The sequence below is a fragment of the Dyella acidisoli genome (assembly GCF_030160295.1).
In the GTDB taxonomy this organism is placed as follows: domain Bacteria; phylum Pseudomonadota; class Gammaproteobacteria; order Xanthomonadales; family Rhodanobacteraceae; genus Dyella_B; species Dyella_B acidisoli.
This window is the reverse complement of sequence record NZ_BSOB01000005.1, coordinates 225,526-251,833: the sequence shown is the minus strand read 5'-3', so window position 1 is coordinate 251,833 and position 26,308 is coordinate 225,526. Positions and strand designations below refer to the sequence as shown.

The following is a 26,308-nucleotide window of genomic DNA, read 5'->3' as shown; positions in this document are numbered from 1 at the left end:
ATTATGCCGGAGCAGCCTCTTGCCGCGGGTGCTGGTGGCCCAGCGCGCGGGCAAGTGAGATCTGAGAACCCGCTCGTAGCGCCTCTATCGGTCGACCGGTATCGACGTCATGCTGTCCAAGGCGGTTGATGTGCTGGGTCCGATATGGACCGAGCGCCTCAAGCATTTCCGGTGTGATATCCCATCCTTCTTGCCTGAGTTCCACGAGCACACGCTGCATCTGCTGAACGTTGTGGTACATGATCATGTTCGCCACGACATGGTTATAGCGGATCAGTTTTTGCTGCTCGTGACGAATTGTCTCATCGATCAGGCCTTCGTTTGCAAAAAATGCCCATTTGATGAATTGATTGAATGCCTCGCTCTTGTTGGTTGCCGCACTGATGGCTCTTCGCAGTTGCGGGTCCTCAATGTATTCCAACATATAAATGGTACGGTAAGCAGCGCCTAGTGCTTGCATGGCGTCGTGGATCTTGTTTTTCCTACTCTTATTGTTAAAGCGACGCAGAATCGTTGAAGGACTGATCCGCCCAAGCTTGATGGAGACTGCGAAGCGCAGGATGTCGCGGTAATGCCGTTCAATGAGCGCCCATTTTATGGTTCGGTCAAACAGGGCGTCGATATGTTTGTATCGCTTTCCTGGCGAGGGTCGATAGAGATGGAGATCCTTGAAGCGGCGAATACGCGGCATCAACTTGGCGCCCAGAAACGGTGCCAGGCCGAAGGCCACATAGTTCTGCGCATGGGTGTCTCCATGCAAATACTTGGGCTGGATGTCGGAAGTGTTTTCCATGCAGGCATCGAGGATGTAGTGCCCCTCGTAGGAGCCGCACGTAATAAAGCGCGAATACAGCGCGATGTAGGTATCGGCGACTATGTAATAGCCGATACCGCCATAGCCACCATAACGGAGGTGATATTCGCTCATAATGGTGTTTTCGCGCATGGTCCATTTCTTACCATCGCCGGAAGCTGACAAGCCAGATCCCCAATACATGGGTAAATCCAGCTGGTTGTACGCATTGATCACATCATTGATTACTCGCAGCAACGTTTCCTCATTGACGTATTTCAGGTTCAGCCATGCAGCCTGTTTGCGAGAAAGATCTTTGACGCAGCGAGCGAGATCCGTTGGGCCAACGTTGCATCCATAACAAAACAACGTCAATACCACCCGTCGAAGCAAATCGTCGATTCGTCCTTCGGTGCCAGCTAGTCGCTTGAAATGTCTCTCAACGCCAAGCCATTTGGTGACCTCCACGAGGACGTCCACGATCGTCGTTGGATCCATTCTGGCGCTGATCTCAAGATCCAGCCGCTTGATAGCATCCGCCAAAGGCGTCCTTTTGAGCTTACTCAGTACGATCATGCCATCGACAATGCGTGCCTCCGAGTTATCTGGAAAACTTCTGTCGACGCGTTCGCTCACGGTAAGCATTTCAGCCTTGAGCATACGGACAAACTCCTTGCCCGTGGCCGGCAGGCCGGATATTTCCACAAATTCAACCAGTTCCTGGTCCAGTGTCGTGTCGTCGACGAGCTGCTCACGAAAATCATCGTAGGTCTCGCCACCCGGAATGAATACATCACCCGTCGTGATTTCTTCCTTGAGCTGAGTAAAGACAGCGAGTTCAAAATACTTACGATGGATCTGAAATGAGGTTGCGCCCTCCTTTGACTGGACCAGGACATGTTTGCGCCAATGAGGCTTCAACCAGTCAAGGTCGCAGGACAGATCAATGCCCAGCGCCTCCGCACTCAGAAGTACACCTTTCGAGGAGCGACAGCGCTTCAGTGCCTCGATCATGTGCTCCATGACCTTATCGTCACTCGCACTCTTGAGGTTCATGATGTCCAGGCAATTCATGAGGATTGGGCGCTGGACTGCGTAAGGACGCAAGAGAAAAGGCAGATAGTTCTTGCCCGCATAAGCCAGATGCTCAGTGCACTGAGTGATAAGCTCGTCGGGTTGCTCAGTAAGGCAGTGTTCGATAGCCTCAATGCGCGTTTTGATGGAGCCGTCACGGACGAAGGCTTCCAATACATCTTTGAGCTGAAGAATTAGGCGCTCGGCCCGCTCCGTATGCTCAAGCTGATGTTCGATCAATTGCGCTGTGGCATTATTCTCAAGCGCGCGCATTAATTTGACGAAGATTTCGCCCGCATCGTCGAGCGTGCCTGCATACCGCGAACGAATATAGATGACCGCAAGCGTATAGCGCTTGCTCGCCTTTTGTTGGCGCAGCTCACTAGCATCCAAGCTGGCCGCCAAGTCACAGAAGTACTTATACTTGGGTACGGGAAGCGACAATTTCGGCATGTGCGCTGAGAGTTCGCGCAGGCGTACCACATGCTGTAGATATTGCCGTACTTCCTTGTTGGTGGGTTTACGCGATTCGCGTTTCAATGAGTTCCAGCCGGTAGTCGGGCTGTTGTGCGTTTCCAATAAACTATCGATCGTCTCTTTCAGCTCGGAGGTGAGCTGGCCCTCGACATTCTGATAGTACCTTTCATGGACGGTCTCGCGTGCTGTGGCGGCTATGCGATCCAGCGCATCGAAGGAAGGTAGGTCGTAGCGGTGGTGAACAAGTTCCTCGAGCAGCACGTTGATGATGTCGGGAAGTCGGCTCTTCAATTCTGCGGCTTTCTCGGCCACAGTCGTCAGCCAGGTTGTTACGTTGGCATCGTAGGGCCGCACGCCGCAGTAGTCGCGAATCCGAGTCAAATGACGGCGGCCGGTCGATGAGGCATCGTATTGCTGCAACGCCGTGACCGTTGGAATGCGGTTCACCCCGACCGACGCTGCGATTTTTTGCAGGATAAGGTTCGGTACGGTTACCAGGTCGATGAATCGACCTAGCCGCTGATGGAGTTTCAGATGGAATAAAGCGGCCAGCTGTCCGTCTGCCGTTTGAGCTACTTCCCGAACGAACGACCATTCGTCCGGGGAGGCAGTGTAGTGATTCTGGATTTCGGCGTCTGAGGGTTGCGGGTTGAGGTAAGGATAAGAAGTTTCGTCCAGTTTCGTCATTGATGGGTCTGTCCTGACCTATTCCCAGCTGCGACTGCCTTTCTTTTCGCTTATCGTGGCCTCAAGGTAGCAGCCATGGTTGTTGGCGATGCGATACATGTCGTCAAGAACAGTCGCAATCGCTTCCTCAAATTCGGCGTCGTCGGGGATCTGAATGTGAAAGCGATAACCGTCCGTGTCCGCGCGCTGTGCGCGGTGTCGCGCTAGACAAGCCTCCTCGATTAGTTTTCGAGCCTTAGCGCGCTGACGCAGACTATTGGTATAGGAAGTCAGCGAAAATTGCGCCACGAGATCCACCTGGGGCATCGTGGCATTTGGGGAGGGCGTGGATGTCACAGTTAGTTGTGGTGAACGTGCGTCAGTACTGGCCGGCATAAACGGCATGCTGGCGTCCACGTAACGCATGACCGTGTCGACCTTACGCCATCCGACATACGCCATCAGGCTCTTGATATCCCAGCCGTTGGCATTGGCCCAGTTGGCAAAACCCCGGCGCAGGGAATGACCGCTGTACGCGTCCGCTTGCCCCAGGCCAGCATGAGCAAAGGCGCGTCGTAGGATAGGTACGATGCTATCGACGTCTAGGGGGGCGTCGCTCAACGCTCCCCAGCGGTTGATGCGGGAGAATAGTGGGCCTTCTGCTCGCCCCGACGCTACTATCCAGGCTTGCGTGGCGTCGACTGGACACCATCGCGACAATGCAGGTACTTTGAACGACTGGCCATTATTGTCGCGATCGGTCTTGCTGCGTGAAAGAAACAGAGTAAGACCATCGCCTGGCCGTAGATCGATATGTTCAATGCGCAGGCGAATCAATTCGTCGGCGCGGAACCCTCGCCAGAAGCCCAGCAGAATTAAGGCCCGATCGCGCAAATACTGCATGGTGCGCACCGTGTCGCCACGCTCATTTGCGTTGGTTGCTGCAGTGTCTAGCCAGTCCGCCACCCTTCCAAGTTCATTGAGTTGCAGTGGCACTGCCTGTTTTTCGACCGACGGATGCAGCGCCTTGATGCCCTTCAGCACCTTCCTCACGAGCGAGGAGCGCGTCGGGTCGGCAAAGCCCTGCTCGCTGTGCCATTGCGCCAATGCCGCCAAGCGCTGTCTGAGCGTATTGATCGAAAGTTGGTTGGCGTGGTCGGCGAGATAGCGCGCCACCTCGTCCGCCGTAGTGGGTAGGTGACCACCCCATTCCACTTCGAAATGCCGAACGGCTGACGCGTAACTGCGTTGCGTATTGTCACGCGTCGCAGCTTCGAGATAACGATGGATATCAGCCATAAATGGTACGTGCTTAGTTTGTACCGACGACATGGAGGTTACCGACATCATTGTATGTGGCGGGCGGGTTATCTGCAGCGATGTGGATTCCTTGCAGAGAAGCCGGTAGTGACTTTCCCCGTAAATGGATTAGAGCGTGGCGGCCAATGCGTTAACGGGTGGTGATAGAGCTATTTCAAATGAGACATATGCAGCACATTGTCTCAAAGTGACTGGAAATTGGCTTCGTGACGAATGGTGTGTGCAGAGGAGCAATTCCGTCATATGGATTGCTTAATGCCTCGTTTAAATGCGCATTGAACCGGCCAACCCAGTGCTAAGTGCGAGATGCTATGGATGGCTTTGGGCCGTGATGTATTCTGATCTGGCGGCTGAGGACAGTAGCGTCAGTTGTGGCCACACAAGAACCACTGGTTAGGGAAGTCCCACACATCGCGGTCATTCCCTTGCCAGCTGCTGAGGCGGATCTCGATCTTCTCATCGGTCACGTCCTCAACATATCCGTGATTCGCTACGCCATTCCTGCCGCGTAAACACACTTCCGCACCTTTTTTCATAATGCGCGGCCTGTCCCGTTTTTGTTGTTCCATGAAGGCGAGTTCATTCGTTTCTGCGTTAGCCTCGTCAGCTGCCTCGGCGACGTTTTTGTCGACGAATTTTCCGTTGCGCAAAATGTAGGTCGTAAGAATCGGGTGCGCGGGGTCGCTCCACGCCGTGTCGTAAATAGCGCCAGGGACGAGTACATAGCGATGACCTGCCTGATAGTTGAACGACGGGACGACCAGTGGTGCGCTCGGCAGGTTATTGAAGACGCCGTGCGACCACACCGTGGTGATAGGGGTTTGGGGAGCAATGGAACGTAAAACAGTTATAAGGCTTAATTTATCAATTAAATCAATGGCATGAGAAGATCGTTCCATGGCCGCATCTTTCTACCCTGTATTAGTCTGAGTCGTCTTCAGCAGGATTGCGCAGGGGCCTCAACTCACCCCGACTCACCGCCTCTGGCACTGCAAAGGAGTAGCGACCAAGCATGTTGATGTGTTCATGGATCAGTGGTGACAGCCGCTCTACGTCTTCGCTTTTCACTGGAAAATCCTCGCTGCGCAATTGATCCAAGATTGCTTCCATATAAATGGTGTTCCACAACACCACGATATTTAGCACTAAGCCGAGTGCTCCCAGTTGATCTTCTTGACCTTCCTGATAGCGCTGACGCAGCTCTCCTCGTTTACCATGGAATATCGCGCGCGCTACGCTGTGGCGCCCTTCACCACGGTTGAGTTGGGTGAGGGTGCCGCGCCGCTTCGCTTCATCATCGATGTAGGTAAGCGTGTGAAGTGTCTTCTCAATGCGCCCAAATTCGGCGATAGCTCGAGCCAAGCCGGTAGGGCGATCACCAATTTGCAAGGTACGCATGATGCCATGGGCGGAAATAGTGCCCAATTTCAAGGACCCGACGAGACGGAGAATATCGTCCCAATGCTCTTCAATCAGACCCATGTTGATCCGGTGCCTGGAAATCGCATTTAGCTCGCCGTAATCTGCGTTGGCATCTATGCGCCAAAAGCGTGTGCCACCAACATCAGCCAACCTCGGGCAGAACCGGTAGCCTAGTAATCGAAACAGGCCGAACACTACGTCGCTGTAGGCACCGGTATCGGTCATGATTTGTGTAGGTTGAAGCTCGGTGGGCTGTTCAAGTACTACACCGAGTAAAACCAAACTATCGCGTAACGTACCCGGCACGGTGATGTCGTTGAGACCGGTAAATTGATCTGAAACGAGGTTATACCACGTCACACCGCGCTCCCTGCCGAAATACTTCGGATTCGCGGCGGCATGCACAGTCCTCACAGGTACAACGAATCGCATGCCATCTGCGGAGGCCACTTCACCGCCACCCCACGCATGGGCAAGTGCGATGTGGTTTTGTGCGGAGACGAGCGCCGCGCTAGCTGTCGTAATGGTTTCGTCTCGAAAGTAGTTTTGGTCGACCCAGAGAAGGCGCGATCGCTTTAAGGCAGGAACATCCGCACGTATAAAGGGTTCAAAGCCCGTGTTGCAAGCTTCGGCAAGCAATACGGCACAAACGCTGATTGGGAGGTCTGCGGCACGTGCCGAGCGCTCGGTCAAATGGGTGAACGCATCCGTAAAACCAGTCCGTGTTGCGATTTCCAGCAGCACCTCTTCGATATCTACGCGAGGCATCCGCGCATTGACCGCAGCACGAAGCGCAATGAGGGATTCTGGCTCATCCAACTTATCGAGTGGAGTGATAACCAGGTCACCATCGCCTTCAAAGCGGACGTCAGGGTTGTTCGGCAATCGAAGTGCCACTGATCGGTAGGTCTCGTCCAGTTCGCGTGTGATGGCAGTAAGGGTAGGGGAGGCGATAGGCGAAAGGTTCAATGTTCGACAGATGATTGGGCGACTGTTCTCCCATTCGTCCCCCTTCAACAAGCCGGCACGTGGATCGGCGTACTTCCAGCTTGGCGTGATGTAGACATCACGTCGATGGAGTGCGATTTTAAGTTCATCAAGCACGCAGAAGGTGTATGCACGGTGGTCTATGGTTCCGTCTTCGCGAATGACGTAGCGTGCCCACCGCTTGCGGATAACGTCGCGAGGCACGTCGTCATCGTCTTTGAAGCGTCCGGGGTGTGTGCGAAGCCATTCATATGCCGCCACCACCGGCATGCCTGCCGGTGAGGCGCCAAATTGCAAGCTCTCCAGTACGAATGGCAGGAAGCGACGTATGCGTCGATAGCGGTCGCTCAATTCATTGTAAAAAACATCATCAGGCGGCCGAATAAGGTTGATAACCTCCTGAAGCGCCTGGCTCAGCATAGGACGAGGAACCTTGGCGAATAGCTCGTTACGTACGTTTTCATCGGCAAGTTGCGTATCAAGAACGACCTGGCATGCATCGGCCAGCAGCGCGGCTGCCTTGTCCAGATCTTTAATCGTGCGCAGGCGCGTCTTTCGATCCTCTTTGCGAGCCGTGGCGAAAACATCTCGAAGTAGCATTTCCAGCACTTCCACCGCATCGTCATGGGCGGTCGCTTCAAGGCAGTGAACAAAGGCGGCTAGGGTAGCCATACGACGCAGTTCAGGTAGCCGCCCGACTGCAGCCGCTTTGGCGGCACTTGCAAAACGCGCCAACGTCGTGATGCGGCTATGAGGAAGATGCGCGGCTACCGGCAAGTCGATGCCTAGTTCTCGAACCGTCCCAAGACGCGCTAATGCCTGGATGAGTGCCGGCCCGCTTACGCGAACGGGGCCAGTTCTTAGATGATCTAATAGAGACCGGCGGCTGCCTACCTGAGTGACAAGTAGTTGTTCTAGACGGGAGCGATGCTCTTCGGTGAGATTTTTCGCCAAGCGTCGCCACAGTTGATTTTCGACGCGTGAACGGATGCTCGCTACGAAGCGCTCAAGCGTTGTACGGCCAGGCAAGAGTACTTTATGGGTTAGTAACCATGCTGTAGCTCGTTCAAACAGTACGCTTGGCCGTTCGGTGCCTGTCCAGCATATTGCATACAGCCAACGACCAAGCCGAAAGCCGATGGGTGGATCTGATATATCGACATACCCATAATGATGACGAACATCTGCCTGATGATCCCACCTTACATCAGCTACCCAGTAGTTTTCGATCGAAGGTTTTTCATCGGTAATGCCTAATTGACGTGCAACAGTAGCAACGACGGCTGGTGGTATATGTGAAACATCTTCTGGGATAGAGCCAAGAAAGCGTAATGTTGTAAGTTGCAAGGCAATGCCAAGGCGGTTGATGTGGCCACGCTTCCGGCCGATAAAAGCTTTGTCTTGATCATCCAAATGAAAATAACGAGCCATTTCATCTTGAGAAGGAGTGCCATTGAATTTCCCATAGCTATCGCGCTGTTCTTCCGTAAGGTAACTAACTGGCATGACACCGCCTTAGAAACACAATCGTTATAGAAGTTGTTGGTTAATGCTTGGCCATTACACGCGTCACCAAGGTCTGCACGTCGCCACGGTTGAGACCGAAACGTTCGACCAGGACGTGAGTCGAGCAGAGCGCTGAGCAGCGTAGCGCCAGAGCGGTTATCGCCGCCGATCAGGACAGGGTTAGATGGCATGACCTTTCCCTTTGAAGATGTCATCCGCTAGTCGCTCCAGTACAGAAACGCCCTCGGACCGTGATTTCACCCGATGCACAGTTTTTTGCGGGAAAACGTGAACTCCAGAAACGTAGAAGAGCGTGATGTTCAAGACGTTAACGGCTGGTGATGAAGTCGCCGAAAATATTGAAGCGGGCAACAGGTTGTCCCAACGTGATTTGAAATTGGCTTCTTAGTGAATGATTCACCAAGTATCCTTCTCTCGTTGCAAGAGCGTCGAGCACCCCATGCTATGCCTGACCATGACGCTGTCGTCAACATGATGCATGCGGAATGCAAGTGCCCCTTCACTCGATAATCGGCAAGATGGCGTTGGCCAAGACAACCTGGACTGGCCTGCATTAACCGGTCCAGATGTGAAGTCAGTTTAAGCAGCAAGCCTCACAGATTGAAGTAGTTTGGGCCGGACGGACTGCGGAGCCGGTGGTTGATAGTTGAGCGCACTATGCGGACGATGGGTGTTGTAGTGGTGAACCCGCAGAGATCTTTTCCTTCGCGCAAAAGCGCCCCGCTTCATTCTTTTACCGGGAAATAATAGACGACTATATAGTGGTCATATTTAACACGTTTAAGAACAATTTCTCAATTATAAACTATGCGTTAATACTCTAATAACCATATGGCTTGCATTGACTGCAGTGACATAGTGATTGTCCCAATGAGACATTGATGCATCGCCAATTGTCACGTTAGCTTCTCATTGGTCTTCGCAACGCATATCCGAAATCGTATGAATCAAAACTGCAACTGTTTCGATTTCCAATGCGTTAAATAAGCACACAAAAGGCCTTTAAATAGGCCTTTCAAACAATTGTCCTCGGGGGGCTAACATGTCTACGACTTGGCGTCACTTGACGTCATCGTTTTTTCTTCAACCCAAAACACTAGTGCTTGCCATTGGCCTTGGCTCTGCTGGAATGACTTACGGTCAAGCGACGACCGGATCTATTTTTGGCCAAGCACCAGTCGCAAGTGGAGAAACTATCCTTATCAAAAGTACCACTGGACTTACACGAGAAGTATCAGTGGACAGAAGTGGACGTTATTCAGTCAAATCTCTTCCATTGGGTAACTATATAATCACACTTCTGCGCGACGGAAGTGAAGTCGATAAGCGTTCAGGTGTTGAACTAAAAGTTGGAACGGCGACTGAAATTTCCTTTTCTCAAACAAATGTTGATGCAGTCCGCGCCGACGCCAACGCCAACGCCAAGGGCGCCAAGAACCTCGAAGGCGTCACCGTGACCGGCATCCGTGCCAGCCTGGAGTCGGCGCAATTACTGAAGCAGAACGCGGACCAGATAGTCGACTCGGTCACCGCCGTCGACATCAACGCCCTTCCTGATCGCAGCGTGACCGAGACCCTGCAACGCATTAGCGGAGTTACCATCGATCACTTCCTCTCGGCCAACGATCCGGATCATCCCTCGGCCGAAGGCAGCAACGTGTCCGTCCGTGGCCTCACACAGGTGGAATCGTTGTTGAATGGTCGTGACAGCTTTTCCTCCAACAGCGGCCGCTCGCTGAATTTCGAGGACGTGCCGGCGGAACTGCTGGCCGGCGTGGATGTGTACAAGAACCCGTCGGCGGAGCTGATCGAGGGTGGCATCGGCGGCACGGTCAATTTGCGCACGCGCCTGCCATTCGATTCGCCGGGGCAGGTGATCGGTTTCTCTTACGGCATCAACGAAGGTGACCTGTCGCACAAAAGCAAGCCGTCGGCGTCTTTCCTGTACAGCAATCGCTGGAAGACCGAGAACTGGGGTGAGTTCGGCGCGCTGATCGATGTCTCCTACTCGGAACTGGCCACCCGGACCGATGGCATCCAGCTTGAGCCATTCACCATGCGCTCCGATGCAGCGGCGACTGCCGGAAGCGGCTTGAGCACGGTATACGTGCCGGGTGGCGCCGATTGGCGCGCGTTGAATTTCAAACGCCGCCGCATTGGTATTTCCGGTGCCTTCCAGTGGCGTCCGACCAAGGACCTGGAGTTCACCTCCCAGTTCATCCGCTCACGCTACGACATGTCTTGGCTGGAGCATGGCGCGATCTTCAGCGACACCAGCTTCGACATCGACCCGGCCACTGGCACCACCTTCGATTACAACAGCCAGGGCGTGTTCCAACGCGGCTCTCTTAGTTCCATCGCTTGGAACAATCGCCTGAGCAAAGGTGGTGTGGGTTTTGATACGGACACGCGCTACCAGACACAGGCTACCGTCACCACCGACTTCTCGAACGGCTTCAAGTACAATCTCAACGACCACGTGTTGTTGACCGGTGACGTCCAGTTCGTGAAGTCCACCAGCAAAGAGCTGGATTTCACGGCGTTTCAGATGATCTACCTGCCAGGGATGTACCTCAACACCACCGGCAGCGGTGGCATGCCGCTGGTTTCGGCAAGTCCGGCCAGCTACACGTCCAACCCGGCCAACTACTTCTGGTACGCAGCGATGGATCACCGCGAGGAGGAGGTGGGCATGGATCGCGCCTTCCGCCTGGATCTGGAGTACGACTTCCAGGACAGCAGCTTGTTTAAGTACTTCAAGATGGGCCTGCGAGCCACCAACCGCACCGAGAACAACATCAGCACGTCTTACAACTGGGGCGTGATCACGGCCAGCTGGGCGTCGGTGGGCACGCCAAGCACGGTCGCGAGCCTCAACTATTACCCGGCGAACGCGACGTTGTACTCGTTCTCGAACTTCTTCCGCGGCAACGTGAAGATTCCGACGCCGCTATACTTCCCCAGCAGCTCACTGGTGGAGAACTACGCCTCAGCCTACGGCATTCTGCATCCGATGGGCGTGTCGTCGACGTCGGCCTGGAGCCCGGTGCAGTTCACGCCGGCCGACCTCAATGACCAGGGCGAGAAGACCAAGGCCGCCTACGGCATTCTGTATTTCGGCAATGACACCGCCCTCGGCATCCCGTTCGACGGCAATGTCGGCCTACGAGTGGTGCGTACCGATGTGGACACCAATGGCGTCGTGCAGCTGCTCAATCTCAGTGGCACGGGCGTCCCGGATGCCCAGAAAGCGATTTGGAACGGCGGCTACCTGCCGATCAACGCGCGCACTCATTACCAAGACGCGCTGCCCAGCCTCAATCTGCGGCTCAAGCTGACCGACGACCTGCAATGGCGCATCGCGGCGTCCAAGGCGATTGCGCGGCCGAGCTTCACTAACATGCAGTCGTTCGTGCAATTGGGCTACGTGCTGAATGCGGATAACTCGAAAGTGGTGCAGTGGAACGGCCTGGCCGGCAACCCCTACCTCAAACCGGAGCGCGCCACTCAATACGACACCGCGCTGGAGTGGTACTTCTCCAACACCGGCATGCTGTACGCCACGACATTCTACAAGGACATCCACAACTACATCGCGCAGGAGACTGTCCCGGAGATCTACAACGGCCAGCAGTTCCAGATTACTCGGCCGTACAACATTGGTACCGGTACGCTGCGCGGCGCGGAAGTGGGCTACAACCAGTTCTTCGATTTCCTGCCAAGCTGGATGAAGGGCTTTGGCGTGCAGGCCAACTTCACGTACCTGGATAGCAATGGGGGCGTCAACACCGCCACTAATCCGTATACCAACGCCACCGTGATCGGTGTGGACTTGCCGATGACCGGCATCTCTAAGCGAAGCTACAACCTGGTGGGCATGTACGAGAAGGGTGATTGGTCGGCGCGCGTGGCGTGGAACTGGCGCTCGCGCTATCTACTGACCACCAGTGACGTGTCCACACACCTACCGACCTGGTCCGATAACTACGGGCAGCTGGACACCTCGGTGTTTTATCGCATCGACAAAAACATGCAAGTGGGCCTGCAGATGAACAATCTGAACAACGCCAAGGTGCGTACCCTGATGGGGCCAACCAGCTACGGCAATGGCCTAGTGGATAGCCGCTTGTACAACCGTGGTTGGTTCGTCGCCGACCGGCGCTACGAGATGGTGTTCCGCGCGACTTTTTGATGATGGCCGGAGGGATGGACGCGTGATGCGCGACCGGTCTGTCCGATTGCGTATAGCCAGGTGGTGGCGGCCATGTGAGCGGATCGGTGTTCCATCTTGCTGAACGCTGCCTACAACGCGCGTACTAACGTGGGCAGTGTGTATCGCTTGGCTCCTGGATCGAGGCCAGGGACGGCCACCTGTTCGGCATCGACAACCTTGGCGCGATCAACGCGCTAGGTTGTCATTTCAATGATTGCGAGCCATAGCTACTGTCACCACCGTGATAAAGATGGTGGCATGAGTAGTTCAGGCCCGAATTGCCAAGCTCAGGGCGTGCGGCGCTTTTTTCGCGGCGAGGAGGAGGTATCGCCTGCAGTGATGCCTTGCGCGTGCCAACCTGGTCGTACAGTGGGCGGCTTCACTCCCACCGCGTTCGGAAGTTTTTCGACGAGCGTGTCGATGGCGAGGCGTACACGTAGCGGCATGTAATCCGTCGCCGGCCAGATGGCATGGCTGTCCATGGAAGCCGCGGGCCGTTTTTCCCACAACGCAGTGAGTGCCCCTGACTGAATACGATCGCGCACGAGCCAATGAGGCAACCACGCGATACCCATTCCAGCCACGGCCGCATCGGCGGTCACTTCTAGATCATCGAGCCGCAGGCGCGACGCGAGTCTGACTTCAGTCAGGTGTCCATCCGTATCGGGCAGTAGCCACGGATAGCGGTGGCCTGTGCGCCAATGAATCAGCACGTCGTGTGTGGCGAGAGCTTTAATTGTATCGGGTTCGCCACGCGCCTTGAGGTAGGCGGGAGCGGCGCACAAGACCTTTGGCTGCGTGGCCAAAGGCCGCGCGCACAGTCCAGTGGCTTCGCCCAGGGCACCGCTGCGAATGCCGAGGTCGAAGCCTTCAGCGATCATGTCTACGGGCCTGTCGCTGAAGCTCAGTTCCAGCTCCAGCTTGGGATGTTGACGCGCAAAGTCCAAAAGCACTGGCGCGATGCAGTAGCGGCCGAACAGCACGGGCATGGTGATGCGCAACCGTCCGGCGACTTCCTGCTTGCCCGATTCCAGTAGGGATTCGGCAGCACGCAATTCTTCGATCGCTCGAAGGCATCGTTCGTAATAGACCTGGCCATCTTCGGTCAGATTCTGGGTCCGCGTCGTGCGATGGAAGAGACGAACGCCAAGACGAGCCTCCAGGCGTGCGATCGCCTTGCCTACAGCCGATCTCGATAGCGCCAAGCGCTCAGCGGCGCGGGCAAAGCCGCCTGCTTCCACTGCTTCCACGAAAACTGCTACGCCGTCCAATCGGCCTTGCATGTCGGTCTTCATCATTGCATGCCTCTTCAAAAAAGCGTGCGCGCGCCTTCGTACGTAACACGCGAGCGCTCCTCTGCTACTGCATCACACGCATAGCAGCCGCCCATGCAAAAACATAGCTGTTTAGGCGATGCGATAAGTAGCATTCCATTCTACAAAGATGGGAACGGTCGTCGCCACCAGAGCTTATTTTTCTACAGTAGCATCTTTTCCGACCACGGCATTCACAACGCCCAACAGCGCCCGGCGCCTCGCTGTGAGTTGCGTTGCCGACTCTTAGTCATTTTTTCTTTTCATTGAGAACGTTCCGATGCAGATTTCGATCGTCTATGACAGCGGTTATGGCCATACAGCCAAGCAAGCACAAAGCGTTGCACAAGGCGTGCAACGCGTGGCGGGTGTCGAGACCCGGCTGATCTCCGTGGCAGAAGGGCATATACCTTGGAACGTACTTGAGGCAAGCGATGCCATCGTCTTTGGCGCACCCACCTACAACGGCGCACCCAGCGCGCGCTTCAAGCAGTTCTGCGAAGACTCCACCAAGCTTGCCTGGATCGACATGAAGTGGCGCAACAAGGTGGCTGCCGGCTTCACGAACTCGGGTGCACAGAACGGCGACAAGCTCCACTCGCTGATCTCGATGACGTTGTTTGCCGCGCAGCACGGCATGTTGTGGGTGGGGCTCGATCTGAAACCGGGCAACGACTCCAGCAGTGGCAGCGTGCATGACCTCAATCGCCTGGGCAGCTGGCTGGGTGCAATGGCGCAATCCAACGGTGACCAGGGGCCAGACGATACGCCTATCCACAGCGATCTGGAAACCGCTGCATACCTTGGACAACGCGTCGCCGAGACCGTGCGCCGACTTCAACCGGTTTGATGCTCGATTTGACTTTTTCCCCAGGAACCTCATCCATGAAACTCCTTTGCCTTGACATCCCACAGCCCGGTGCCAGCCCGGAGAAGTACCAGCCGCATATGCATGACGAAGTGCGTCATGGCTGGAAGCTCTACACCAGCGGCATCGTGCGCGACATCTATTTCCGCCAGGATCGCCCTGGTGTAGCCATCATTGCTGAGGCCGATTCGATTGAGGCTGCCAGAAAGGCATTGAGCGAATTTCCGCTCGCGAAGGCAGGAATCATTGGCTGGGACGTGATCCCACTCGGGCCCTTCACGGGCTGGCAACTGCTGTTCGCGCCAGACAACACCTAACACCTCCGAGCCTTAGGAACATCGACCATGAGGGTTTCAGGCTATGCCGCTTCATCGGCTACTAGCGCGCTTACGCCATTTTCGTTCGAGCGACGCAAGTCCCGACCGGACGATGTCGTCATTGATATCCTGTTTTGCGGGGTCTGCCACACGGACTTGCACCTGGCTCGCAACCATGGCAGCTTCACGATCTACCCGATCGTGCCCGGCCACGAGATCATTGGAACGGTTCGACAGGTCGGAGAGAAGGTCGGTCGCTTCAAGGCCGGCGACATGGTCGGTGTCGGCTGTATGGTCGATTCCTGTCAGCATTGCCAGCCTTGCCAGACGGGATGGGAGCAGGATTGCACCGAAGGCGCGACCTTCACTTATAACAGCACCGATAGACATGATGGTGCAGTGACCTACGGTGGCTATTCGGACTCGATTGTCGTCAGGGACAAGTTTGTTGTGTCCATTCCGGCCGGTCTCGATCCTGCCGGCGCGGCGCCACTTTTGTGCGCAGGCATTACTACCTGGTCGCCGCTGCATCGCTGGAAGGTCGGCCCAGGCAGCAGGGTGGCAGTGATCGGCCTTGGTGGGCTTGGCCACATGGCGCTGAAGTTGGCGAAAGCACGGGGCGCCAGCGTGACTTTGTTTACGCGTTCTGGTGGTAAGGAGAAGGATGCATTTCGACTCGGTGCTGATCACGTGGTGCTGTCGAGTGATCCAGCACATATGACGGCTGTCGCCGGGCGCTACGACCTGATCATCGACACGGTGCCTTACGACCATGACATCAATCCTTACATGCCGACGCTGGCACTTGAAGGTGTGCTGGTGCTTGTCGGATACATGGGGCCGCTCAGCACGCCGGTGAACGCTGGAGGCGTTGTTCGGGGGCGTCGGGCCATCTCCGGTTCGTTCATTGGTGGCGTAGGCGAAACCCAGCAGATGCTCGATTTCTGTGGGCAGCACGGCATCGTCTCGGATGTCGAAGTCATTCCCATCCAGCAAATCAACCAAGCCTATGAGCGCATGTTGAAGAGCGACGTGAAGTATCGCTTCGTCATCGACATGGCCTCCCTCAAATCGTAAGGAGCAAATACATGAGCAAAACTATCAAGCCCGTTTTATGCGTCGTCACAAGCCACCCGATTCGGGGCGATACCGGTGAGCCGACCGGATTTGCCATGGTCGAGCTTACGCATCCGCTCGATGTCTTCCGCGCAGCAGGCATTCCTACGGAGATTGCATCGATTCGCGGTGGGCACCCACCGATCGATTTCTTTGACCTCAATGATCCAGTCAACGATCGTTTCTGGCATGACGCCGGATTCCGTCAGGCGCTCGCCCACTCGCTGGTTCTTGGCGAAGTCGATCCGTCGCGCTACTCAGCGGTGTTCTTCGCAGGCGGCCATGGCACGATGTGGGACTTTGCGGACAGCCCTGCCGTGCAGCGAGTGATTCGAGACATCTACGAAGCCGGTGGCATCGTGTCTGCTGTCTGCCATGGCCCGGCCGCACTAGTAAATGCGACGCTTTCGAACGGCAGTCATCTCGTCACCGGCAAGAAGATCGCCGCCTTCACCGACGAAGAGGAAGCGGAGGTCAAGTACACGCATGTCGTGCCCTACCTGCTCGCGACCACCCTCAAGCAGCGGGGTGCTCTACATCAGCCCGCACGCAACTGGACGGCGAACGTGGTGGTGGATGGTCGCCTGATCACTGGCCAGAACCCGGCCTCGGCTTACGGCGTCGGCCAAGCGGTTTTCAAGCAGCTTATGGCGATGCCCTGACATGAAGATCGTCGCCATTGAAGAGCACGTTCTGCCTGGTGTGGTGAAGCAAGCGTGGACCTCGATCCCTGGCGCCGACGACGGCACACTTGCGCTGAATTCGGGTGAGCTCGGCGAGCGTCTAGCCGATCTCGCCGGGCAGCGCCTAGCGTTGATGGATGAAACCGGTGTCGATGTGCAAGTGCTCTCGCTAACGACACCTGGCCTGAACAATGTAGGACATCACAGTATCGATCTGGCGCGACGAGTCAATGACCTAATAGCCAGCAGTGTCGCGGCCAATCCTTCCCGCTTTCAAGCACTGACGGTCTTGCCGTTCGCGGACGGTGAAAGTGCTGCGCGAGAGCTTCAGCGTTGTGTTGAGCAGCTTCGCTTCAAAGGCGCCATCCTGTATGGCCGCGTCGGTGAGAAAAATCTTGATCACGCAATATTCGAACCGACCTTTGCCTGCGCGGCGGAGATGGGTGTTCCATTGCTGATCCATCCACAGATTCCCCAAGCAGGCGTTCGCGACGCCTACTACGCAGGGTTTGGCCTACCGATCGATCTGGCGCTGTCAACCTTTGGCCTTGGATGGCATTACGAAGCCGGTATCCAGTTCGTACGCATTGTCTTGGCGGGTGTATTTGATCGGCACCCGAATCTTCAGGTGATCCTCGGGCACTGGGGTGAACTGGTGATGTTCTATCTTGAGCGTATTGCCATGCTCGACCGAGTATCGAAGTTGCAGCGCCCCTTTGTCGACTATGTCCGGAACCATCTCTATCTGACCGCCAGCGGCATGTTCAACCGGGCGTATCTGCGTCAGGCCATCGAGATAGTCGGGTCTGATCGAATACTTTTCTCAACCGACTACCCCTATCAGTATCGGCCTGGTGGAGATGCACGGCGTTTCCTTGAAACGCTACAACTGACTGACGACAACAAGCGGAAATTCGCACATGCCAATTGGGAACGGCTAACCCGCGGAGATGATATGTGAATCCACTTGTTGTCCGCCCGACCTGCGTTACGTGGCATCGCAGTGGCCTTGGTGGCTTGCCTTGTTGCACAAACCGGTGCTGTTCGGACAATCCACAGCAGCAAGTAGGAAACGGAACCATGCAGATCTCAGAATTCTGGACTTCGGCCATCAGTGGGCAACAGGCTCCCGCACCTTACGTGCGCATAGCACAATTGGATGTCGATCCGCAGCGTCTTGAGGAATTCAAGGCGGTGCTTCAGGAGAGCGTCTCCACGTCTGTGCACGTAGAGCAAGGCGTGTATGCCTTGTACGCGGTTGCGCTTAAGGACAGCCCTCACCGATTTCTCGTCTTCGAAATGTACAAGGATGAGGCGGCCTACAACTCGCACCGTGAGACGCCACATTTCCGGAGGTTCTTCGAATCCACGCAGAAAATGGGGGCGTCGCGAACATTTCTGGACGTCAATCCAGTGGTGCTGGGCGCCAAAGCGTACTGGGAGCGCTCGGATCACTGATACGTCCCTTTTGCCTGGCCTCGATTGTGGCCCAATGGTCCAATTGGAAGCGCCTGAGCTGATCTGAAAAAAAACTGATCCAAATTTCCTCGGTCATAGTTTATGAACGAACGATCTGGATCGTTTTTTCAGGTCAGCTCAGTGGGAAGACTGACATGATTGGCGCGAAGCCGTATTTAACCATTGCGGATCGTCATATGCACCTAATTCCACGCTGAAAAGTCTCGAGAACACGCTCGCGCCACTTCACGCATATCGCAGCTCAATGGCTTCGATCAGGAACGGAAGCTCCCTGTATAAAGAGATGTAGTGATGTCGAAAACTGACTAAGGGTGCTTTCGGTGTCGTAGAGAGCGTGCCCCGTCTCGAACACAACTTCCGTTACACGGTCCCTTGGAATTTCTCCATGACTGATTTCATAGCGTACGCCCTCCCACGGTGTTGCCATGTCGAATAGGCCACTTCCGACCCAAGCCCGCATATTACGTTGCGCAGCCATGACATCACCGATGGCTGGACCTCCTGTGAAATAGAATCGCGGCTGATGATCACTTTCTCTGTCGTCCGACCAGTTCCAGGTACCATTGATGTCCCACGTCATCTGGATGTAATTGCGATGGGTTAACACCTTCAGCTCCTGACGGAAGTATTGGTCTGTGGTGTTGTCTTTCGGCCTCAGCAGGAGAGAGGGATCATTCGTTGGAATGCCGGAAGCAGCTTTTGCGTGCAAGAGTCCAGTCATGCGTGTATCTAATCGACCGATGCGAAGATTCTCGCCCGACAACAGCGTATTTAGATACTGCTCACTAGTGATGCGCAGGTTCGCCTCGCTAACCTGGTTAACCGAAAGGCCAATGAATGCGGCAATTTTTTTTGCGATGACCGCGCGTTGCTCTCGAGGGATTCGATTACCCAATTGCAAAGCGGGTGCATACTCTTCGATAGCGAATTTTTCCGCGTTGGACCTGAAAGCAACTGCGTCCAATCCACGGCGATCCGTCTTGTGGTGAAACCAGGCAGCTACTGCCATGGACGGAAAGTTGTTGATATACGACTGTTCATTACCGTCTTCATCCGCCATCGTGCTTACATTCAATAGGGGGGAGATCAGGATCAATCCATCTATGTGCTGGTCTCCCAATAATTTCATCATAGTGGCTACTCGATAGCCGCCATAACTTGCACCGGCTATATAGATAGGCGACCGCTCTCGCCCATGCGTCTTCAACCATTCTCGAATCAGAATCAGGACGCTTTTTGCGTCACCATCGGGCCCCCAATATGGGTGCCCGTCACCACCTCGGAATACCCGACTCAACCCTGTCCCAACAGGATCGATAAACACCAGGTCAGCTACATCGAGAAGACTGTAAGGATTATCGACGAAATAGTTCTCGTGATGGCTAGCATCGGGACTCATCACTCTCCGCGGCCCTAATGCATGCAAATGAAGAGCATTTGATGAGGCGCCAGGGCCACCATTGAATACAAATACAACCGGACGATTAACGCCGGAAGCACCGTGATCTGATCGCAAATAGGTGATCGATGACATCGATGCCAAAGGGTGTGCAGCGTCACCAGCAACTGGCGTTTCAGCAAACGTGGCTGTGTATTTGATGGGATGCCCACCGATGATGGCGGTATGCACGGTTGTAATAGGGGGGGCAATGGGCTCCTCCAATTCCGACGCCAATGCATTGGTACACAGTCCGGGTAGAAGCAAGAAGGCGATACCCACTAGCTTGCTGATCTGTGTACGAAGAGTAAGAGATTTCAAGAGCGTCAACTTGGATAGGTCCATGGCGAATCAAAATAGGCGAGGTGAAGTTCAGTGATCTGCAAGCGCCATGCCAAGTAAGAACTGAACCTAAGCAGGGAGAATAATGTTCAAAAAATTTCGCTTACTTATGCGATGGTTGTCATTTATTATATCTAATCAATTTTAATGACAGACTTTTTGCGTTCATCGTGCATGCAATGTTCTTTATTGAAAACCGATCCATTGCGATTAACAATTCAAGACTGTCCGTGTGTCCGACACTTTTCGTCCGCGGACACTCCTTTTTTGTCGTCGTTGCAATTTTTTAGTGCCGAATTTGGACTGCCTGATTGGTATGGCGCTTGCGTAGATCATATGTGCAAGGTAGGCATTGCATCCGGGCGTGGCGGTTCGACCAAAGTCTTCGAGGCCGAATACCTAGCAGAAATTCAGCTAGGCCTTTATAACGGAGGCTGGATCAACTCAGCAGACGCCACTGTTGCGGCAGAAGTACGTGCCCCAAATATTCAAGCAAATTCAAAATGGAGCTCATTTTAGTGGCGACTGCATGGCGTATTGCCGTTGATACAATTACCTATAAGGCAGATGACCGAACGGGTGCCTGCGCGGCATTGACTGGCGGGCGTTGGAGTGCCATAGGAACTTCAATCATTTATGCATCTCCTTCAATTGCTCTTGCGATGCTAGAAACACTTGTGCATGTCTCATCTGACACGTTGCCGCTGAATCGCTATCTTGTAAGAATCGACATCCCTGATATGGTGTGGTCCCGTGCGTGTACGCTTCCCTGTCACGAAAATCAAGCGGAGCTTACCACTGGTCAAGTGACGGCTCAGGCTGGTGCGGTTTGGATGAGATCAGGACGGAGTGCACTGATGCGGGTCCCCTCTGCGGTTATTCGTGAAGAGTTCAACGTCCTCATCAATCCAGCGCATGCCGATGCCAAACGGATCAACATAGTGAAGCTGAGGCGCTTCGGGTGAAGTTCGTTATGCGTATGATGCGGAAGTTATACGCGCGCATAGAGTTAGAGATGAATGAAGGCCGTGTATGGCATGGCAATTCAGTGAGGTAGTAAAGACAACCTCGTCAAGGGTTTAGTCGCAATAGTGAGCATTCTTTGAAGAAGGCATAGCGAATCTTTCAGCCATGAGAGATCAAGTTGGCGAAAGCGACTACGATATTTCAACGGAAGACGGTGAGGTTGCGTGGTGAGGGAGCCTTTGCGCGTGGACTAGATTACCTAGATCAAGTCTGGAATAGCTCAACCTGCATATCGCATGTCAGTCATGCGACGTAGGTGTCTAATGCCTCTAATGGCACATGCAGGCTCTTATTTTCCGCAAACGCCTCCATCAAGTAATCCAACGTTGCTTGTATACGCGGCGCTAGCAACGCCCGATGGGGGTATTGCACCACCATCTCGTACGTTCCTGGCTGGTGATAGCGATGAAGTACAACTTTCAGCACACCGGAAAGCAGATGCTCCCAGGCTAGATGAACGCCGACGTGGGCAACGCCCACGCCATTGCAGGCAGCCTGAACAACTGCTTCAGGCGCGGATAGGGTCAATACTGCGACATTCGTTGGATCGAACGCGTTGGTGCTGCCGTTTTCGCTCCTGAAATACCATGGTGCAACCTGTCCACCCAAAAATCGCCGTGCAATGAGCTTGTGCGTCGGTAGTTCTTGTGGAGCCCGAGGCATCCCGTGGCGCGCCAAATATTCGGGAGACGCGACAACTACCGTGTTCAAACGACAGATCGGGCGCGAAACCAGGGCGGAATCCGGGACGTTGCCGCCTCTGAACACAAAGTCGTAGCCATCACGCACAAGATCGACGACGCGGTCGTCGAAATCGACTTCAATGGATAAAGCTGGATAACGAGACAGTAGTCCAGGCAGAACGGGCAACAGGTGCTCGCGTCCAAACGCCGTGCTCGTCGAAATGCGGACACGCCCTCCAGGTGCAACGCGCTGCGCTGTAACGGTATTGATCGCTGCATCGAGCGCCTCAAGGGCAATACGGGCCTGCCGAAGAAATGCGACGCCCTCGTCGGTGAGTTTGAGGGTCCGAGTCGTGCGATTCATCAACCGCACACCCAGCGCCTTCTCAAGATTGGCAACGTTCTTGCTCACTGCGGCTGAGGTAATACCAAGCGCGCGACTTGCAGCGACAAAGCTACCTAAGTCTGCTGCCTGAACAAAAGAGAGGATTGTGCGAACGCGTTGCGATGAGTCCAAATCGTTCTCCATCAATTAGCAGTGACCGGCGTTGAAATGCCCAGACGATAAGTGGCCACCATTAACCTTAAGCTGTTAGACGCTTAACCACTACATAAATCCGGAATGCGCTATATGAGGGGCATTCGACGCCCGCAAAAAATAGGCAGTTGTTCCACTAGACAAGTGTATTTCGTATAAATGCTACTACTGACCATGCCAAAGAAGCGCTTTAGTTATGCGGAGATCATACGGTAGTTGGGTATCAACGAGCAGCGTATCTCCGTTGGCACAAGGAATGCGATGGGTTGAAGCTGGATCAGACCAAACGCTATGAAGGACATGGAGCAGCGAAAAGCCCGACTTCGCCCGAGCACACTGTCCGATGCGATGATCGATAACCAGATCATAAGTTCCATTCCTGAAAAAAACCCTGGTGAATAAGCACCAGGGCGAAAACACCTAACGTCGCATGCGACCGTTAGGCCTGGGGAGGGGCAGACTTAGTAGTCGTACGTAATACCGAAGCGAACGTATCGCGGAGTGCTCCAAAATTGCACGCGATCGTAATTCACATTCGGCGCCGTAGCCGTGCCGTACAAGGCGTAGGTGGAGGTGGCTACGGACTCGTTGAACACGTTGTAAAGCATCACGTCGAAAGCGAGTTTTTTACCGGCCCACGCGGGCCGATATTCGGCCTCCAGGCTAACCACGTGTTGCCACGGTTGCCGCCCTGCATCGCCGGGGCGAGATGGGTGGCCACCGCAATAATGGTAGTAGCTACCGTAGCCAACAGGATTGGTTTGGTCAGCACCATAGTATCCAAGGCAGACCTTTGGCGAACCGGAAATCAATGCCACATTTGCCGAAAGCATCCATTCGGGCGTGAGCTGATAGGACCCATAGGCTTTGAGCTGATGTTTGTGATCATTCGCCAAATAGCCGCTGGCGTACTCCATCAACTTGCCGAAATCCCAATCTACGGTGGCTGATACGTCGGTCTGGCCAATGTCAGAACGCACTTGGCCTTCTGAGTTGCCGTAGCTACGGGAATAGACATAGTCGATCTTGCCGTACCACTTGCCGTCAAACGGATGTTCGAGGAAGCTTTCAAGACCATAGTAGTTGCGTTTTACGGGAGGGAAGCCGAAATCTTGCGTCGTAACGGTTACTGGGAAATAACCACTCTCATGGTTCGGAATTAGGTAGGTGTTGCTACGACCAGGATTGGATAGATAGCAGCCGTTCAACGTGCTGTCGTCGACGCTGTAACCAAGTACCTTCGCCTTGTTCGCGATGGTGTTGGTGTCGCAGATGTCGTCCAGAATATTGCGGATCTTGCGTACCTGCGCCTTCATCCCCCACGCCCATGCTTGATGGAACTGTTGCGAGAAGCCCAACAAGTACTCGTCCTGATACTCGGACTTAATGTTTTGCGATGCCACCGTCTTCGGATCTGGCGGCTGCCCATATTCATTGTTCGCTGATATGGGGCCTCCGGTGCTCGATCTGATGGCTGTCAAACCGATCGGAATGCCGCGGTCATCAATCCCGGTGTAGGTGAAGTATTGATCGGTAAACGTCGAGCCGGCGGCCCCGCGCAAAGCCACACTGGCTGGCATGGCGAGGAAGTAGCGACCGACGTTGCCGTACACCTTCAGCGTGGCATCATTGTTCACGTCCCAGCTGAAACCTACGCGGGGCGCCCACTGTGGCTTGGTAAGTCGAAGGTAGGCCTGACCATCCGGGTTGAAATTGGTGAACTGATCGTTGCGCAAGCCCGCTTTTACCAACCAGCGATCGGATACCTGCCATGCATCCTCGATGTATTGCGCACGCTGCTTGACGCGCACGGAGGCGGCCGTGCTGAAGATGTCTTTGGCGACAAAATAACCCGTCGAACCGCCCGGATAATTGCCGGGAGCGTCGACGAAAGGACTCCCACTGATCGGGGTACTTGGGTCACCAAGTTCATATTGCCACGCGTAGCCTGGTCCCGCAGTGGTCGTGCCGTCGTCGATGTCGTGGGTATCCTGGTTGTCGATGCCTGCAATGATGGTGTGATCGCCCAACTTGTATGAGACATCCAGGCGCAGATTGGTATTGGTGGATCGATGGTTAGGATTATTGAAGGTCTGAACAGTCTGGCTGTTGGTAATGACTGAGCCACCAGTGATTGCTGGATTCTCATTCTCCGGTCCACCCACGTAGGGAAGTGTGCCGTTGTAACCAGGAATCGCACTGTAGTAAACGATCTTCTGCTTTCCATACAGCAAGCTGAAGGTTAGATCGTCGGTGATGTAACTGGTGTACTTGATGATACGAACGTCAGCTGCCGTCTTCGACGACGTATCAAAGTCGTGAAAGCTTCCTGTTGCGCTGCTGGAATAGCTGTAGTTGTAGTGGGATCCACTGTATTCGTCCTTGCTCGACGCGCCGGTCAACTCAAGGATGTTGCTGTCGTTGATGTTCCAGTCCAGCTTGGCGTACCACTTCGGATCGTGATCCTGGTACCTCGTATCGTACGGAGACGTCACGTTGCCGACACTGTTGCCGCGTCGCTTGTCGCCTTCCAATGCAGCAAAGAAGTAGAGTTTATCCCTGATGATGGGACCGCCAAGATAGGCGCTCTCCATTGTTTCCCAGCTCTTGCTGTCCGAATTGCGCTGATAGATCTGACCGGCCTTGTTGCCGGAGACATAGTAGGAGTCGTTCAAGTCTCCTTTCGCAAACCGTGGCGTCCACTGCAGCTGCGCTCCGAAATGCCAATCATTGCTGCCGCGTTTACCAACCTGACTGATCACGCCACCATCAGAGCGTCCGTATGCCGCACCGTAGCCACCACTGAGAATTTCTTGCTGGTCGATGGCACCGTAAGGCAGCGTAATACCGCCAAAACCGCTCAGCGGATCGGTCGTATTGAAGCCATTGAGATAGTACGCGTTTTCAGTCACGGACGAGCCCGCGAAAGACACGAGTGGATTGCCAGTAGGGCCTGTAAAACCACTGTAGGCGCTGACAACCCCGGGCGCCAGCAATGCGATAGCCTCCGCAGTGCGTGCAAGCGGCAGGGTATCAAGTTGGTGAGAGGTAATGACCGTTCGTGCGTCTACGCTGGTTACGTCGATCGGAGGAACTTTGCTACCAGTGACCGTTACGGTGCCCAGATTTTTGGAATCAACACTTGCCACCACAAAGGAAATTTCGGTTGCCGTGCCAACCTTTAATTCAATACCCGAACGCGTGTCGACGGCATGGCCGTCACGTATCAGTGTGACCGTATAGTTACTCAATGGGAGTGACCCAGTGGAATAATGCCCATCTCCATCCACTGATACTTCCCGCGTAAGCCCAATGGCGCTCTTGATGAGCACCGTCTCACCACCCGCAACTGGCGCTTGACCGAAAATCGAACCCGTCGTTGCTTGGCCGTAAGCCATTCCAGCAGAGCCGAGGCTAATGGCAAGCACTAGTGTTTTGGGTCGAAGAAAAACCGCTGACGTCAAATGACGCCAAGTCGTAGACATGTTAGCCCCCCCGAGGACAATTGGTTGAAAATCTATTTCTCTACATTGAATATGGCCTACTTGAAGGCCTTTTTTCCGTGCCTATCGATACGACATAATTACCGCATTAGAAATTTAAACGGTTTATGTGATTAAATAGATTTCGTATATGTATTGTGAAGTGCGGTGAGAGGCTAACGTGGCAATTGACAATGCAGCAATGTCTTCTTGGGACAATTTCTATACCATTACGATCAATACAAACCGCCCGGTTAATAGAGTAACAACCAACGGTTTATAATTGAGAAAATGTTCTTAAACGTGTCAAATATGGCCACATAGTCAACTAGCTCTTTCCGGTCGGAGAATGGAGCATGGCGCCACAGCGAAGGGAAAGATCTCAGCAGGTACACCGGTTAACGCGGACAGTCCCGGAAGCATCTTTAAGTAGATAGAAAGCATTTCGTCTCCATTGATCCAGTCATTGGAGGTCGCACAGAGCCTAGATGTGCACTTGGTCTACCCCAATGGATGAGGCTTTGCCATCATAATCAACTATGTC

16 protein-coding genes are annotated in these 26,308 nt (G+C 54.4%); 8 read left to right on the top strand and 8 right to left on the bottom strand.

The genetic code is table 11. The features are described from left to right. Position 1 precedes the first annotated feature (1 nt). The 4 genes from QQJ86_RS03005 to QQJ86_RS02990 form a co-directional block, all read right to left on the bottom strand. On the bottom strand, positions 2 to 3,031 hold the full coding sequence (locus QQJ86_RS03005; RefSeq protein ID WP_284319421.1) for a Tn3 family transposase: 3,030 nt from the start codon (positions 3,029 to 3,031) through the stop codon (positions 2 to 4). Positions 3,032 to 3,049: 18 nt separating this feature from the next. Further along, a complete protein-coding gene (locus tag QQJ86_RS03000; protein ID WP_425604573.1) occupies positions 3,050 to 4,360 on the bottom strand; it encodes a site-specific integrase in 1,311 nt (436 codons plus the stop codon). Positions 4,361 to 4,695: 335 nt separating this feature from the next. Then, positions 4,696 to 5,229 carry a hypothetical protein gene (locus QQJ86_RS02995; RefSeq protein WP_284319420.1) on the bottom strand — a complete coding sequence of 178 codons (534 nt, stop codon included), beginning with the start codon at positions 5,227 to 5,229 and terminating at the stop codon, positions 4,696 to 4,698. A 22-nt stretch (positions 5,230 to 5,251) separates the two neighbouring features. Next, complete coding sequence (locus QQJ86_RS02990) at positions 5,252 to 8,245, bottom strand: Tn3 family transposase (protein WP_284319419.1); 2,994 nt, start codon at positions 8,243 to 8,245, stop codon at positions 5,252 to 5,254. A 1,258-nt stretch (positions 8,246 to 9,503) separates the two neighbouring features. Between QQJ86_RS02990 and QQJ86_RS02985 the strand changes: the two genes are divergently transcribed. Further along, entirely contained in the window at positions 9,504 to 12,458 is a 2,955-nt protein-coding gene (locus tag QQJ86_RS02985) for a TonB-dependent receptor (protein ID WP_423372960.1), read from the top strand. Between the two features lie 308 nt (positions 12,459 to 12,766). On the opposite strand, the gene QQJ86_RS02980 is transcribed toward QQJ86_RS02985, so the two are convergent. Beyond that, a complete protein-coding gene (locus QQJ86_RS02980) occupies positions 12,767 to 13,777 on the bottom strand; it encodes a LysR family transcriptional regulator (RefSeq protein WP_284319418.1) in 1,011 nt (336 codons plus the stop codon). 295 nt (positions 13,778 to 14,072) lie between these two features. On the opposite strand from QQJ86_RS02980, the gene QQJ86_RS02975 reads away from it, so the two are divergent. The 6 genes from QQJ86_RS02975 to QQJ86_RS02950 all read left to right on the top strand — a co-directional run bounded on the left by QQJ86_RS02975 (position 14,073) and on the right by QQJ86_RS02950 (position 18,234). Beyond that, positions 14,073 to 14,642 (top strand): flavodoxin family protein, encoded by a 570-nt coding sequence (locus tag QQJ86_RS02975; RefSeq protein WP_284319417.1) that lies wholly within the window; start codon positions 14,073 to 14,075, stop codon positions 14,640 to 14,642. Positions 14,643 to 14,677: 35 nt separating this feature from the next. Then, positions 14,678 to 14,977, top strand: a complete 300-nt coding sequence (locus QQJ86_RS02970) for a superoxide dismutase (RefSeq protein WP_284319416.1) — start codon at positions 14,678 to 14,680, stop codon at positions 14,975 to 14,977. A 27-nt stretch (positions 14,978 to 15,004) separates the two neighbouring features. Next, positions 15,005 to 16,054, top strand: coding sequence for an NAD(P)-dependent alcohol dehydrogenase (locus QQJ86_RS02965; protein WP_284319415.1), 1,050 nt, complete (start codon positions 15,005 to 15,007; stop codon positions 16,052 to 16,054). Positions 16,055 to 16,065: 11 nt separating this feature from the next. Then, positions 16,066 to 16,755 carry a type 1 glutamine amidotransferase domain-containing protein gene (locus tag QQJ86_RS02960; RefSeq protein WP_284319414.1) on the top strand — a complete coding sequence of 230 codons (690 nt, stop codon included), beginning with the start codon at positions 16,066 to 16,068 and terminating at the stop codon, positions 16,753 to 16,755. 1 nt (position 16,756) lies between these two features. Then, a complete protein-coding gene (locus QQJ86_RS02955; protein ID WP_284319413.1) occupies positions 16,757 to 17,737 on the top strand; it encodes an amidohydrolase family protein in 981 nt (326 codons plus the stop codon). A gap of 119 nt (positions 17,738 to 17,856) precedes the next feature. Next, a complete protein-coding gene (locus QQJ86_RS02950) occupies positions 17,857 to 18,234 on the top strand; it encodes a putative quinol monooxygenase (RefSeq protein ID WP_284319412.1) in 378 nt (125 codons plus the stop codon). A 262-nt stretch (positions 18,235 to 18,496) separates the two neighbouring features. Here the strand turns inward: QQJ86_RS02950 and QQJ86_RS02945 are convergent, their stop codons facing one another. After that, entirely contained in the window at positions 18,497 to 20,038 is a 1,542-nt protein-coding gene (locus QQJ86_RS02945; protein WP_284319411.1) for a S10 family peptidase, read from the bottom strand. A gap of 500 nt (positions 20,039 to 20,538) precedes the next feature. On the opposite strand from QQJ86_RS02945, the gene QQJ86_RS02940 reads away from it, so the two are divergent. Then, positions 20,539 to 21,000, top strand: coding sequence for an RES family NAD+ phosphorylase (locus QQJ86_RS02940; protein ID WP_284319410.1), 462 nt, complete (start codon positions 20,539 to 20,541; stop codon positions 20,998 to 21,000). Positions 21,001 to 21,304: 304 nt separating this feature from the next. On the opposite strand, the gene QQJ86_RS02935 is transcribed toward QQJ86_RS02940, so the two are convergent. Together QQJ86_RS02935 and QQJ86_RS02930 are read right to left on the bottom strand one after the other, a co-directional pair. Beyond that, on the bottom strand, positions 21,305 to 22,261 hold the full coding sequence (locus tag QQJ86_RS02935; RefSeq protein WP_284319409.1) for a LysR family transcriptional regulator: 957 nt from the start codon (positions 22,259 to 22,261) through the stop codon (positions 21,305 to 21,307). A 482-nt stretch (positions 22,262 to 22,743) separates the two neighbouring features. After that, positions 22,744 to 25,680 (bottom strand): TonB-dependent receptor, encoded by a 2,937-nt coding sequence (locus QQJ86_RS02930; protein WP_284319492.1) that lies wholly within the window; start codon positions 25,678 to 25,680, stop codon positions 22,744 to 22,746. Between the last annotated feature and the right edge of the window lie 628 nt (positions 25,681 to 26,308).